At 51.7% G+C, this 16,577-nt stretch carries 2 protein-coding genes; both read left to right on the top strand.

Going from position 1 to position 16,577, the window contains the following annotated elements; translation table 11 throughout:
* Positions 1–11 precede the first annotated feature (11 nt).
* Entirely contained in the window at positions 12–14,570 is a 14,559-nt protein-coding gene (locus tag WDV75_RS08840; RefSeq protein ID WP_338861063.1) for an amino acid adenylation domain-containing protein, read from the top strand.
* A 46-nt stretch (positions 14,571–14,616) separates the two neighbouring features.
* Positions 14,617–16,290, top strand: a complete 1,674-nt coding sequence (panP, locus tag WDV75_RS08835) for a pyridoxal-dependent aspartate 1-decarboxylase PanP (RefSeq protein ID WP_273571742.1) — start codon at positions 14,617–14,619, stop codon at positions 16,288–16,290.
* The last annotated feature ends 287 nt before the right edge of the window (positions 16,291–16,577 follow it).

The raw sequence follows: 16,577 nt of genomic DNA, 5'->3' as shown, positions 1-16,577 counted from the left end.
TAAGGCATAACATGAACCGCGATAATCTGAAACGTGCTGTTTTACAAAAGAAAATTAAAGAACAATTACAACATAACAAGCATCATCAGAAGCGGCCACCCATCAAACAAGCCGTCCGTGCGCGTCCTCTGCCATTGTCCTTCGCCCAACAGCGGCTGTGGTTCCTTAACCAACTCGATCCTGCCGCCAGTCTGGCCTATCATCTTCCAATAGCGCTGCGCCTGACAGGTCAACTTAACCGTGACTCCCTGACTAACGCACTCAATCATCTGGTTGCCCGTCATGAAAGTCTGCGTACCCGCTTTGTTCTGAACGAAGGACAACCTTGTCAGCATATCGATCCGGCTGACAGCGGTTTTGCCCTGTCCTGCCATGATCTACGTCGATTAGACACCAAAACGCGGGCTAGCCGTCTCGCCGAACTGACCGCCCTTGCAACACAGGCACCTTTTGACCTAACCCAAGGCCCGCTGATCCGCGGCCAATTGCTACAACTCACGGATGAAGAACATGTGTTATTGCTGACCCAGCATCACATCATCTCTGACGGCTGGTCTATCGGAATACTGGTGCACGAACTAGGCGCACTCTATCGTGCGGCTCTTGACAACCAGGATGATCCGCTGCCGCTACTCCCCATTCAGTATGTTGACTACGCCGTCTGGCAACGTGAGTGGTTACAAAGCACTGCCCTTGCTAAACAACGCGATTTTTGGTGTACGCAACTTAAGGGCGCCCCAGCCTTGCTGACATTACCCACCGATCGGCCACGTCCTTCCGTACCCACTTATGCAGGTAAACAGGTGCCTGTTCAGTTTGATGCGACCTTGCTGGCATCACTTAAGTCATTTGGACAACGGCATCACACGACTCTGTTTATGACTATACTGGCAGCCTGGAGTATTGTACTCGCCCGACTCAGTGGACAGGATGATATCGTCATCGGCACGCCAGTCGCTAACCGCCCACACCGTGAGCTTGAAGGGCTGGTTGGTTTCTTTGTCAATACGCTGGCCTTGCGTGTCACTCTCAATGATGACCTTAATGTAACGGCTCTGCTTGACCAAGTGCGGGAACGGGCACTTGCCGCCTACGCCCATCAGGATCTTCCATTTGAACAGGTCGTGGAAGCACTTCAGCCTGAACGTAGCCTAAGTTACAGCCCGATCTTTCAGGTGATGTTGGCTCTAAACAATACGCCCGCCAAGACCCTGACGTTGCCTGGCTTGCAACTCAGCCAAATTGAACAAGCACGCCACAGTACCCACTTCGATATGACCTTATCGCTGACCGAAACCGAATCTGGTTTGTTCGGCGAGCTGGAATATGCCGTTGATCTGTTTGATTCCTCGACGATAGAACGGATGGTCGGCTATTTGAAACGGGTACTGGTGGCAATGACAAGCGAAACCGAACTGACTATTGCCAGCCTGCCAATATTGTCAGCCTCGGAGCGGCACCAATTGTTGGTGGAATTCAACGCCACTCAAGCCGATTTCCCCCAAGAAGCCCTGATCCATCAACTGGTCGAAATGCAAACTGCACAAACGCCCAATGCAACCGCGGTAGTATGTGGCGATCAGTCTCTTAGCTATGGGGAATTGAACCACTATGCCAATCATCTGGCTTATCATTTGATTACATTAGGGGTAAATCCAGATGATCGAGTCGCTATCTGTGTCGAACGCAGTTTAGAAATGGTGGTGGGGTTACTGGCTATTCTTAAAGCGGGGGGCGCTTATGTCCCACTCGATCCCGCTTACCCAACCAACCGATTGGCCTATATGCTTGAGGATGCGACTCCCGTCGTAGTTATCACGCAGAAAAAATTCACCGACAGATTGGCCAGTTCCGCCCCTACGGTCTTTATCGACAATCTACTCAGCAATGACAATCAAGACCGCTTAAGTCAATCGATAGCCAATCCCGACGCTCAAGCACTGGGTTTAACATCAAATCATTTGGCTTATGTGATCTACACATCAGGTTCGACTGGATCACCCAAAGGGGTTGCCATTGCGCATCGCAATACCGTGAATTTCCTGATCTGGGCCCAACGGACTTTTCGCCCCGAAGTATTGGCTCATACTCTGTTTGCGACTTCGTTTAATTTTGATTTGTCCGTGTACGAATGTTTTGCGCCACTGATTTCTGGCGGTACGGTTCATATTGTTGCTGATACCCTGTCGCTAATCGCTGCCAAATCTTCCGCTACAGAACAAGCGATCAGCCTGATTAATACGGTGCCGTCGGCCATCGCGCATTTGAGTGAGACAAATGCCATTCCCCCCACCGTTAAAGCCATTAATCTGGCGGGTGAAGCGCTGAAACCCCATATTGTCGAACATCTGTTTGCCTATTCTGGTGTAGAGGATATCTGTAATCTCTATGGCCCTTCGGAGACGACAACGTATTCGACCTGGATCCGCATGAATCGGACGACAAATGTTGTTTCTCATATTGGTCGCCCCATCGCCAATACCTGCATCTATATCCTTGACGCGGCCAGACAGCTTGTTCCCCTTGGGGTTACCGGCGAAATTTATATCGCTGGTGCCGGTGTGGCCCGCGGTTACCTGAATCGGCCTGAACTCACTGCCGAGCGCTTCTTAAGCGATCCCTTCGCTTCAGAACCGAACGCCCGTATGTACAAAACCGGTGACCTCGGCCGTTGGCTGCCCGATGGCAATATCGAATACCTCGGCCGCAATGATTTTCAGGTCAAGTTGCGTGGATTCCGCATTGAATTAGGGGAAATCGAGGCACAACTGATGCAATGTCACGGTGTACGTGAAGCGGTGGTTATTGCCCGTGAAGATGAGCCAGGGCAGAAACGGCTGGTGGCTTATCTGCGACCGCTGGCGGGTGCCGAACTGATACCGGCCGAATTACGCCAGCAACTCGCCCAACACCTGGCCGAATATATGTTACCCAGCGCTTTTGTGACATTGGACACCTTCCCGCTGAATGCTAATGGCAAGCTCGACCGGCAGGCCCTGCCTGTCCCCGATACATCTGCGGTGATCGCTCGCGGCTATGCAACGCCGGTCGGAGAGGTAGAAACGGCTTTAGCCCGGATCTGGCAAGATTTGCTGGGACTGGAACAAGTCGGTCGTCATGACCATTTTTTTGAACTCGGCGGACACTCATTGCTGATCGTCAACCTGATTGAACAACTGCATAACCTTGGTTGGCGACTTGACGTGCGCAGTGTGTTTGCGACCCCAATCTTAAGTGAGTTGGCGCAAACCATTCTGACATCTCAAGACAATCCCTGCGCTTTTGAAACGCCACCCCAGCTTATCCCCGAAGGCTGTACTTCCATTACGCCAGATATGCTGCCACTGGTTTCGTTGTCCCAGGACGAGATTGATGCCATTGTCGCGACTGTGTCAGGAGGGGCCGCCAATGTGCAGGATATCTATCCACTGGCGCCGTTACAGGAAGGCATTCTTTTCCAGCACTTATTACAGACACAAGGTGATGATTATCTGCTGCAAAGCCTGCTCGCTTTCGATACCCGCGAACGGCTTGATGCCTTTTTAGCCGCGCTGCAACACATTATCGATCGCCATGACATTCTGCGAACTGCCGCCTATTGGCAAGATCTGGCCCAGCCCGTTCAGGTGGTTTGGCGTCAGGCATCACTGCATATCAATGTCTTCACCCCGTCCACAGAAGACGACGTTTTATCCCAATCAATGCCATCACAATTACGTAACTACACAGATCCACGCCAGTATCGCCTCGATTTAAGCCGTGCGCCGCTGTTTGCCGCAGATATCGCCCATGCTCCCGTACACGACGAATGGTTGTTATCTTTGCGTTTTCATCATCTGGTCAGTGACCATATGACACTGGAGCTGATTTTCGCTGAGATTGCCCACGTGTTGCAGGGAAATGCCGCCATGCTGCCTACTGCTCTGCCTTATCGCAACTTTATTGCCCGGACATTAAGTGTGCCAGTAGCAGAGCATGAATCCTATTTCCGTGACCAACTGGCTGATATTACTGAACCAACCGCGCCTTACGGGGTACTCAGCGTAGCAAGCGATAATCGGACTCTCAACGAACACAGCCTGTCGCTTGATCCCACTCTGGCAAAGGCGATTCGTTCTCAGGCTCGCCGTTTAGGCATCAGTCCTGGCGTCCTGTTTCATGTTGCGTGGGCGCAAGTGTTGGCTCAAACCAGTGGCCACCACGATGTGGTCTTTGGCTCGGTATTATTGGGACGTTTACAAGGGATCACAGGAGCCAACCGAATATTAGGCATGTTTATCAACACGCTGCCGATACGGATTACGCTGACCGGATTTAGCGTGCAAGAAGTGGTACAGGCTACCTACCACAATCTGACTCGGTTATTAGAACATGAACAGGCACCGTTATCGCTGGCACAACGATGCAGTGGCGTGCCCCAACCGATGCCGCTGTTCAGTGCGTTATTGAATTATCGTCACAGTCAATCTGGTGAGATGGAAACAGCCAGTTCGGTCTGGGCGGGTATCCGCATCCTGGCGGCGGAAGAGCGAACCAACTATCCAATCACGCTATCGGTAGATGATATGGGCGTTGGTTTCCACTTAACTGCTCAAACTGTGACGAGTATTGACCCTGCACGTATAACTCATTATCTGGTCACGGCTATCAGCGGTCTTATTGATGCACTTATCCATAATCCGCAGCAACCCATTCTGCACGTGCCGATCCTGCCTGCTCTGGAGCAACGACAACTGCTGACAGACTTCAATGCCACACAAGCCGATTTTCCGCAGGATATCCTGATCCACCAACTGTTTGAAATCGAAGCAGTACAACACCCCGCTGATATCGCCGTAGTATACGGTGAGCAGTCACTCAGCTATGGTGAGCTGAATCGCCGTGCCAATCGTCTGGCGCATCATTTAATCATGTTGGGTGTACGCCCAGACGATCGTGTCGCCATGTGTGTCGAACGCAGCCCAGAGATGGTGGTCGGCTTACTGGCTATCCTGAAAGCGGGAGGGGCTTATGTGCCGCTTGATCCGGCTTACCCAGCCGAACGGCTGGCTTATATGCTTGAGGATTCAGCACCGGTAGCAGTACTGACCCAACTAGCCTGGCTTGATATTTTTACAGGTGCTAAGTCAACCGATGCTATTCCTCTCCTCTTGCTTGATATCCAAGATGACAGCATGGAAATGCAGCCAGATCACAACCCAGAAATATCTGGCCTGACTCCCCATCATCTGGCCTATGTTGTTTATACTTCTGGTTCCACTGGCCTGCCCAAAGGAGTCATGAGTAGTCATCTGGCCCTATGCAATCGGCTCTTGTGGTTCGTCCGAGACATCGCGATTCCGCCATTAATCGGGGCGTTAAAAACCAGTATCAGCTTTGTTGATTCAATCACTGAAACGTTGGGTGTACTGTTGGCAGGGGGCAAACTGGTGGTTTTCAATAACCATGAAGTGAAAGATCCCATCCAGTTCAGTGCAGGTTTGCAGCGTTTTAATGTTAACTATCTGGTCGTTGTACCTTCACTATTGAAACTTTTAATACAGGATCATGATAATCGAATTCATCTCAAATCAGTCAGGACGTTGATTTGCAGTGGAGAACGGCTTGCACCTGAGTTAGCCCGACAGGTAGTGACAGATTACCCCTGGCTCCGTCTCCTGAATTTTTATGGTTCATCTGAAATCAATGGTGATGCCACCTGGTATGAATATTCTGCTCAGGCAGGTGTACCGGAAGTTTCCGTTATTGGCCGCCCCATCGCCAATAGCCAAAGTTATATTCTGGATCCTCACGGGCAACTCGTCCCCCTTGGTGTCACAGGGGAAATCTATATCGCGGGCGTCGGCCTGGCCCGCGGTTATCTCAACCAACCGGAACTGACTACCGAACGTTTTCTTGCCGATCCATTCTCTTCAAAGCCAGACGCACGTATGTATAAAACCGGTGACCTCGGCCGCTGGCTGCCCGATGGTAATATCGAATACCTCGGCCGCAATGATTTTCAGGTCAAGCTGCGGGGCTTTCGCATTGAATTGGGCGAAATCGAGGCACAACTGATGCAGTGTGATGGGGTGTGCGAAGCGGTTGTGATCGCCCGCGAAGATGAAGCAGGGCAAAAACAGTTGGTTGCCTATCTACGTCCACAGGATGGTGCTGAACTGCTGCCTGCTGAATTGCGTCAGCAACTCGCTCAACACCTTGCCGACTATATGCTGCCGAGTGCTTTCGTCACGTTAGCGACTTTTCCGTTAACGCCTAACGGCAAACTCAACCGGCAGGCGCTCCCTGTACCGGATGCTGCTGCCGTCGTGACGCGCAGCTATGAAGCCCCCGTCGGTGAAATAGAAACTGCGTTGGCACAAATCTGGCGAGACTTACTGGGGCTGGAACAGGTTGGCCGTCATGATCATTTCTTTGAGCTGGGTGGACACTCTCTGCTTGCCGTCCAACTTGTTGCGCGTATCCGTCAGGTGCTGGCACGGGAGTTACCGTTACAGACGCTCTTTGACCAATCGATTCTAATGACATTAGCGCATACGTTAACTAACATGGCTACAACGACTCATACCGTTATTCCCATTGCGGATCGCAGCCAGCCACTGCCTCTCTCCTTTGCTCAACAACGTTTATGGTTCCTCGCTCAGCTCGATCCGGCGGCGAGTCAAGCCTACCATTTACCTGCGGCACTACGCCTGAGCGGTTCACTGGATCGTCATGCATTAGTGATTGCCCTTGACCGTCTGGTTGCCCGCCATGAAAGCCTGCGCACTCGCTTTATATTGATTGAAGGACAACCCTACCAACACATTGAACCTGCTGACCTCGGTTTTACGCTGTCCTGCCACAACCTGTGCCAGCTTGATCCGGCCTTGCATACCCGCCGTGTTACCGAGCTTATCGAACGCGAATCCCAAACACCTTTTGATTTCGTCCAAGGGCCACTTATTCGTGGTCAACTGCTGCAACTGGCAGACGAAGAGCATATCTTGCTGCTGACCCTGCATCATATTATCACTGACGGCTGGTCGCTTGGTGTGCTGGTACGAGAACTGGGTGTTTTCTACCGTGCAGCGCTTGAGAGCGAAGAAAATCCGTTACCACCCCTCCCCATCCAGTATGCGGATTATGCGGTTTGGCAACATGCTCAGCTAAAAGAAACGCCTCTGGAAACACAACGTGATTTCTGGTGTACCCAGCTTAAAGACGCGCCAGCCTTACTGACGCTACCCACCGATCGGCCGCGCCCAGCCATACAAACCTATGCGGGTGACCAGATCTCTTTCCAGTTTGATGCCGCGTTATTGGTATCACTTAAAGAACTTGGACAACGCCATAACTGCACCTTGTTTATGACCCTATTGAGTGCCTGGAGTATCGTATTGGCCCGACTCAGTGGTCAGAACGATATCGTTATCGGCACCCCAGTCGCCAATCGCCCACACCATGAACTTGAAGGCGTGATAGGTTTCTTTGTCAATACGCTGGCCTTACGTGTCACATTTAATGCTGGCCTCAATGTCACGGAGCTGCTCGCACAAGTTCGCGAACGAGCACTTGCCGCCTATGCTCATCAGGATCTGCCTTTCGAACAGGTGGTGGAGGCACTCCAGCCTGAACGTAACTTAAGCTACAGTCCCATTTTTCAGGTAATGCTGACCTTGAATAACACACCCGCCCAGAATCTGGTATTACCTGATTTGCAGCTCACCTCAATTGAGCAGGCTCACCATGGTGCCTATTTTGACATCACATTATCACTCACTGAAACCGAATCAGGTTTAGCCGGCGCTATAACCTATGCTGCTGATTTATTCGATTCAACCACAGTTGAGCGGATGGTTGATTACCTGAAAAATATATTGGCGGCCATGGTTACTGATGAAACACAGAGCATTGCCACTCTGCCGATAATGACAAAATCGGAACAACAATTGCTGGCAGATTTCAATGCCACACAGATGGATTTCCCGCCAGAGACCTTAATCCATCCCCCGTTTGAAGCACTGGCCGCGCAACAGCCCAATGCGCCCGCCGTGGTATTTGAAGAACAAACGATGAGTTATGGCGAACTGAACCGTCGCGCTAATCAGTTGGCCCATTATTTGATCGCGCGGGGCGTCCGTCCAGACAAGCGCGTGGCGATTTGTGTCGAGCGCAGTCTGGATATGGTGGTCAGTTTACTGGCTATCCTTAAGGCTGGCGGCGCCTATGTCCCGCTCGATCCGGCCTACCCGACTGAACGGCTAACCTATATGCTCAACGATGCGGCGCCCGTGGTTCTGCTGACCCAGAGCACGTTAGCTAACACCCTGAACAGTACAGACACCGGTTATCTCACCCTGCTGCTTGATGCGCCGACAATGTCTCTCGCAGAACAACCGACTGACAATCCTGACACGCAGAATATGGGGCTGACACCCCACCATCTGGCCTATGTGATCTACACGTCTGGCTCCACCGGATTACCCAAGGGCGTAGAAATGCCGCTGGCCGCCTTGTCAAACTTACTGCAATGGCACTCACACCCCGCCGGCACGGGCAAAACCCTGCAATTTGCCGCACTGGGATTTGATGTCGCTTTTCAGGAAATCTTCACCACCCTGAGTGAAGGCGGCTGTCTGGTTCTGGTTAATGAAACCCAACGGCGGGCGCCGCAACAGCTTCTCCGGCTGATTCAGCAACAACAGATTGGCCGCGTTTTTCTGCCCTATATTGCGCTCCAGCATCTGGCTGAAGCCGCCAGTGACAGTGAAGAGGATTTTTCCTGTCTGGCACATATCATCACCGCCGGCGAGCAATTGCGTATTACACCGGCCATTGCGCGTTTCCTGCAACGGGCTGATTGCCGGTTACATAATCACTATGGCCCGACAGAAAGCCACGTTGTCACGGCATATTCATTGGATAAGGCAATGGCACCATGGCCAACACTGCCCCCCATCGGTCGCCCGATTGCCAACAACCGTATTTATATCCTTGATGGCAGCGGCCAGCCCGTACCTTTGGGCGTGACCGGAGAAATCTATATCGCCGGCGCTGGGGTGGCCCGTGGGTATCGAAACCGGCCGGAACTGACCGCTGAACGTTTCCTTGTTGACCCGTTTTCCCCAAATCCCAATGACCGCATGTACAAAACCGGCGACCTCGGCCGCTGGCTGCCCGATGGCAATATCGAATACCTCGGCCGCAATGATTTTCAGGTCAAACTGCGGGGGTTCCGCATTGAACTGGGGGAAATCGAAACACAGCTGATGCAGTGTCACGGGGTGCGCGAAGCCGTGGTGATTGCCCGCGAAGATGAGCCTGGCGAGAAACGGCTGGTGGCCTATCTGCGGCCGCTGGCGGGCGCTAAACTCATGCCGGCTGAACTGCGTCAGCAACTCGCGCGACACCTGGCTGACTATATGTTACCCAGTGCTTTTGTGATGCTGGAAACTTTCCCACTCACGCCCAATGGCAAACTTAACCGTCAGGCCCTGCCTGCACCGGATGCGTCAGCCGTGGCAACGCGCCGCTATGAAGCGCCAGTCGGTGACACAGAAACCGCACTGGCTAAAATCTGGCAGGACTTGCTGGGGCTGGAACGGGTTGGCCGCCATGATCATTTCTTTGAGCTGGGCGGGCATTCCCTGCTTGCCGTCCAGCTTGTCGCCCGTATCCGTCAGCGACTGGCGCGGGAATTACCGTTACAAACCCTGTTTGCTCAACCCGTCCTGCTGGCGCAGGCCCAGACGTTAACGGAAACGGCCACGCTCACACAAACCGTGATTTCCCCAGCTGATCGCAGCCAGCCCTTGCCTTTATCCTTTGCACAACAGCGGTTATGGTTCCTCGGTCAGCTCGATCCGGCAGCGAGTCAAGCCTACCATCTCCCTGCAGCGCTACGCTTGTCCGGTTCACTCAATCGCCATGCCCTGATGACGGCGTTTGATCGTCTGGTGGCTCGGCATGAAAGTTTGCGCACCCGCTTTGTGCTGATTGCAGGCCAACCCAGCCAGCAAATCGCCCCGGCGGATATCGGTTTTGCCCTGTCCTGTCAGGACTTGCGTCAGCTCGATCCCGCTTTGCATATCAAGCGGGTGACTGAACTCGCGACCCTTGAAGCCCAAACGCCTTTCGATTTTGCTCAAGGCCCCCTGATCCGCGGTCAACTGCTGCAACTGGCGGATAAGGAACACGTGCTGCTACTCACACAACACCATATTATTACCGACGGTTGGTCTATTGGCGTGCTGGTACGAGAATTGGGGATTTTCTACTGTGCGGCACTTGATGGCAATGAAGATCCTTTACCACCACTATCCATTCAATATGCTGATTATGCGGTCTGGCAACATGGACAGTTAAAAGCAGCCACCCTCGCTGCACAACGTGATTTCTGGTGTACTCAGCTTGAAGGCGCACCGGCCTTACTGACGTTACCCACCGATCGGCCACGCCCAGCCATACAAACCTATATCGGTGACCAAATCTCTTTCCAGCTTGATACCACCTTATTGACGTCACTAAAGGAGCTTGGACAGCGCCATAACACCACGCTGTTTATGACCCTATTGAGTGCCTGGAGTATCGTGCTGGCCCGACTCAGTGGACAAGATGATATCGTTATTGGTACTCCAGTCGCTAACCGCCCGCATCATGAGCTTGAAGGGTTGATAGGGTTCTTCGTCAATACGCTAGCCTTGCGCGTTACATTCAATGATGAACTCAGTGTGGCTGATCTGCTTGCACAAGTTCGCGAACGGGCGCTGGCCGCCTACGCCCATCAGGATCTGCCTTTCGAGCAGGTGGTAGAAGCCCTCCAACCTGAACGTAGCCTGGGCCACAGCCCGCTCTTCCAGGTGATGCTGGCCTTAAATAACACGCCAGCCCAAACTCTCATCTTGCCTGAACTACAGCTCACACCATTTGAACAGACGTATCACACCACTCATTTTGATTTGACATTATCACTGGCAGAAACTGAAGCAGGTTTAACCGGCGCCTTGTCCTATGCTACCGCGCTGTTCGATGCTGCAACTGTTGAGCGTATGGTCAGTTACTTAACCAATATACTGATGGCGATAGTGGCAGATGAAACACAACGCATTGCTGTCTTGCCGATGCTGCCGGAATCAGAACAGCAACAGCTATTGATAAATTTCAACGCCACTCAAACGGATTTTCCGCAAGATGCCCTGATCCACCAACTGTTTGAAACTCATGCAGAACAGCATCCTGATACTCTTGCTATTGTCTATGAAGGCCAGACACTGAGCTATGGTGAACTCAACCGCCGCGCCAATCGCCTGGCCCATTATTTGATCACGCTGGGTGTGCGCCCGGATGATCGGGTAGCGATTTGTGCTGAACGCAGTTTAGACACAATCGTCGGCTTACTGGGTATCCTTAAGGCTGGCGGGGCTTACGTCCCTATCGATCCAAACTATCCGACTGAACGGCTGATCTATATGCTTGAGGATGCAAGACCCGTGGCCTTGCTAACGCAAACAACTCAGGTTAACCGACTGGACAACACCATACCCAAAGTATTGCTTGATGCACCAGATCCATGTTTGGCAACACAACCGACCCACAACCCGCAAGCACATACACTGGGTCTCACGTCACGCCATCTGGCCTATGTGATCTACACTTCTGGCTCAACCGGCCAGCCGAAAGGGGTGATGGTCGAGCACCGCAGTATCAATCGGCTGGTGATTAATAATGCTTACGCAGATATCGGTGCGCACGACTGTGTCGCTCATTGTGCCAATATCGCTTTTGACGCCTCAACCTGGGAAATCTGGTCTGCCCTGCTCAATGGAGGATGTCTGTACATCGTTCCACAATCTGTGCTACTCGAGCCGGCTCATTTCTGCGCTACCCTAATTAAGGGGCACGTTACCGCCCTTTGGTTAACAGTGGGCTTGTTCAACGCCTATTTCGATAGCCTCAAGCCCCTGTTAGGGCAATTGCGCTACCTGCTTATTGGCGGCGATGTGCTCGATCCCAGAAAGATACAGCAGGTGCAATTGGCTAAATCCCAACCTGCACATCTCATCAATGGCTATGGCCCAACGGAAACCACGACGTTTGCTGCAACCTACGAAATGACTGCTCTTATTGATGCAACTCGTTCTATTCCTATCGGCCGCCCGATTGCCAATACCCAGATTTATATTCTGGATGCACATAGTCAACCCGTTCCCATCGGTGTTACTGGTGAAATCCATATCGCGGGCGCTGGTGTGGCTCGCGGTTATTTGGATCGCCCTGAACTGACGGCCGAACGTTTTCTCACTAATCCATTCTCTGCGGAGCCAGACGCCCGCATGTACAAAACCGGCGATCTCGGCCGCTGGCTGCCCGATGGCAATATTGAATACCTCGGCCGCACTGATTTTCAGATCAAGCTGCGTGGCTTCCGCATTGAACTGGAAGAAATCGAAGCCAGACTCAGCCAATGTGACGGGGTACGCGAAGCGGTGGTGATTGTTCGTGAAGATACGCCCGGTCAAAAACGGCTGGTCGCCTATTTACGGCCGCAGGAAGGAATTGAGTTGCTGCCAACCACACTGCGCCAGCAACTTGCCCAATATCTTGCCGACTATATGCTACCCAGCGCCTTTGTCTCGTTAACGACTTTTCCGCTAACCCCTAACGGCAAACTCGACCGACAGGCGTTACCTATTCCCGATCAGTCCGCTTTCGCAGTGCGTGGCTATGAATCGCCTATCGGCAAGACAGAAACCGCTCTGGCCCAAATCTGGCAGGATTTGTTAGGACTGGAAAAAATCAGTCGTCACAATCATTTCTTTGAGCTTGGCGGGCACTCGCTGCTCGCTATACAGTTGTTGAATCGTATGCGTGAACAAAATATGCAGGTTTCACTGGCTACCCTGTTCGCCCATCCAACCTTATGTGATCTGGCCCTGGCTACTAAGGAGCACTTCGTCATGCCTGTATCTCCATTTGATGCAAACCCTGTCCCACTCAGCCCGACAGGTTCCTTGCTCCCTTTATTCTTAGTGCACGAAACTTCCGGCGATCCCCTGGTGTATTCTCCCCTGGCTGCCTTACTCCCCCCTGAACTTCCCGTCTATGCCTTACAGGCGCTTGGCATCCATACATTGGCACACCCTCCAATATCGATTGAAGCTCTTGCCGCCTGCCATATTCAGGCCATTCGTCGCCTCCAACCCCAGGGACCTTATCGTCTGATGGGCTGGTCGATTGGCGGGTTGATTGCCTATGAAATAGCCCAACAATTAACCCGTGACGGTGAGACAGTCGCGTTTCTTGGTATGATCGATTCCTATTATCACACCCATAAAGACAGTGATGCCCCCTCTGTAGACGAGGAAGCAAGGCGACTAGAATTAATCATTAATGCACTGCGTACTCAAAAAATGATTGGCGATGAGGAAGCGTTAGCAGAGCTGCACAGCCTCAGTAATCTGGAGCAAGTGCTTGATCACTGTATCGAACGCCAATGGCTGTCGGCGGGCATCACGCGCGAAGATATTCTTCTGCGTTTCTATACCGCCGAGATGATTACACAGCTTGGTCAGGGATACATCGCGCAAAAATCCACCTTACCTGTCCACCTCTATACGGCGGAAGAGTTAGTTAACGGCGACAGTTGGCGCGGCTGGCATGGCATTGTCGGCCACGATTCGGTGCTCCACCCTATCGGCGGGACGCATTTTTCCATAATGCATTCGCCTCTGCTCAACCAAATCGTGGATTCAATCACTGAAAATTTACCGGATATGCCTTCCTTCGACCCACTGGTTATGATCCAGCAGGGCACTCCATCCGTATCACCGCTCTTTTGCCTGCCGGGTGCCGGCGCCAGCCCGTCCAGTCTGCTCGAACTGGCCCTATCGTTCCCAGCACAACTTCCGGTATACGCTTTACAGGCACGTGGGTTCACGATTGAACATCATTCCCCTTACCGCAGTGTTGAAGGCGCAGCCCGTGCTTATATCCAGAAAATCCGACAACTCCAACCTTATGGTCCCTATCACCTGCTAGGCCACTCTTTTGGTGGCTGGATTGCCTTTGAAATCGCCTTGCAATTGCAAGCGGAAGGAGAACAGGTATCCGATCTTATTCTTATTGATACCGATGAACCTGACCAGCAAGGAAAAGCTCTCAAGTCAGTCAACCGTATTGAGACAATCATGGAGTTAATCGATATCTATAATATGATATTAAATCAGCCGCTTCCGCTCGCCCGGCAAGATTTTGCTAACCTGGCCGCGGATGAACAGATCCAGCATCTGCACAGTGCCTTGGTTAAGGCCGGCCTTTTCCCGGCCAAAACACCAATATCGCTGTTGCAAGGGATTATTCGCGTTATGCAAGCTAACCTGAACACCCGTTATATTCCTCGCGCCCGTTATAAGGGACTTGTCCATCTGGTTAACGCTGAGGAAGGCGATAAGGATGAAAGGAGGAGTCGCGAAACCCAATGGCGTCTTCTGGTGGCAGAACTCAATACGATGGTTGTGCCCGGCAATCATATGACCCTGCTATCCGCCCCCCATGTCGGGCAATGGGTAACCCGCCTATGGCAGAAGTGAGAGAAAAACATGACCGATATTATTAATGACTCTAAAGAGGCAAACTATGCTGTATTTTCCTGACAGCCTGGATCACGACGAAACGGATAAAAAAACGCTTAACACGCACTGTCTGGATGAGCAAGAATGGCAAGCACTGCTCAACCAGTTTATTTCCGGTGTCGGTGACGAAGATCTAGCCGGACTGGAAACGGAAATTGCTAGTGACCCTGTCGCTTATTGTCTGCGCGAATTAAACAAACCCATACGCGAACTAACGGAACTTGAAAGTCAGTTCTCCTCCGTGATTATCCCAGAGTCTCCGGTTGATGCTGGGGCATATACCCAGTATCTGAGCGAAAATATCCTCAATCAGGTTGTGCCTGTATCATCACCGGCCTTTGTCGGTCACATGACATCGGCTCTCCCTAAACATTTGCCTGCTCTTGGCAAGATAGTAACAGCCCTGAATCAGAATCTGGTCAAACTGGAAACATCGCATATTTTAACTGCGCTGGAACGGCAGGTTCTGGGTATGATGCACAAGCTGGTATATCACGGTGATGAAACTTTCTATAAACAGTGGCTTCACAGCAGTGATCATGCGCTGGCGACCTTTTGTTCTGGTGGAACCGTGGCTAATTTAACCGCCATGTGGGCGTGCCGAAACCAGCTTATGCCCGCCGACGGGGAGTTTGCTGGTCTGGCACGTGAGGGATTAGCCAGGGGGCTGATGCACTATGGCTATAGTGGCTTAGCTATTTTGGTATCGGAACTCGGACACTATTCGCTGAAAAAAGCGGTGGATATTCTTGGATTAGGGCAGGATGCCCTGATAAAAGTGGATGCCGACAGAGAGGGGCGGATCAGCATTGATGCTCTGCTCACACAATTGCAAAAGCTGCGCCAGCGCAATATCAAGCCTATGGCGATTGTCGGAATAGCTGGCACCACAGAAACCGGTGCCATTGACCCGCTGGATCTTCTGGCGGATATCGCTGAACAGGAACAGTGTCATTTTCATGTCGATGCCGCCTGGGGCGGAGCGAGCTTGTTGTCCGAACGCTACCGGCACTTATTTACGGGTATCGAACGTGCTGATACCGTCACTATCGATGCACATAAACAAATGTATGTGCCTATGGGAGCAGGTATGGTGTTGTTCCGTCAGCCTACCCTGACCAACGCCATCGCCCAACATGCTAATTATATTGTACGCAAGGGGTCAAAGGATCTGGGGCGCCATACTTTGGAAGGTTCACGCAGTGCAATGTCGCTGATGTTACACAGTAACTTCCACTTGCTTGGCCGCCAAAGATTGGCTGGCCTGATCGATGCAAGTATCGAGAAAGCACGACAATTCGCCAATCTCATCCGTCAGCAAGAAGATTTCGAGTTGATCAGTGAACCACAGCTTTGCCTGTTGACCTACCGATACGTGCCGCCAAAGGTATTACAGGCACTACGGGAAAGTTCAGGCCAGGTGAAACAGCAATTGCATGGAGCAATTAATGCACTGAACCAGAATATCCAAGCGGTGCAGTGGTCCGCTGGAAAATCTTTTGTCTCACATACCAGTCTCAAACCCGTGCAATGGGATCGACAGCCCACAACCGTTTTGCGGGTCGTGCTGGCAAATCCTCTGACCACGTTGGCAATACTCGAAAATATGCTTGAAGAGCAGCGTCAGCTAGCACAACAAAGCTCGTTTTGGCAAACGCTACACAACTTAATTTGTTGAGTATACCAATCTCACTTCAAGATGCGTCTTATATCTCCCCGCTAAGCGGGGAGAAATCAGGTTTCATATCGTGTTGTCAATGGCAAACTCCCTATCACCATACTTATATCAATATTTTTTATACAAATAATCAAAAATACACAAATCCCTTCTTTTTATAACAAAAGTTAAAAAATAAAGCATCCGTTTATGAAAGAGTTAGTTAACCAATCATATTCTAGCGTGCAGCCATGTCACATAAATCAAATTAAATTGATGAATCCAGCTAATTAGTATCACAAGCAGGA

Origin of the sequence: Xenorhabdus griffiniae (assembly GCF_037265215.1) — a bacterium.
GTDB lineage: Bacteria > Pseudomonadota > Gammaproteobacteria > Enterobacterales > Enterobacteriaceae > Xenorhabdus > Xenorhabdus griffiniae.
This window is presented reverse-complemented; position numbering and strand designations above follow the sequence as displayed.

Excerpts from the sequence above, each read along its gene's own strand:
- panP (WP_273571742.1), top strand. The coding sequence starts at position 14,617 with ATGCTGTATTTTCCTGACAGCCTGGATCACGACGAAACGGATAAAAAA.
- WDV75_RS08840 (WP_338861063.1), top strand. The coding sequence starts at position 12 with ATGAACCGCGATAATCTGAAACGTGCTGTTTTACAAAAGAAAATTAAA.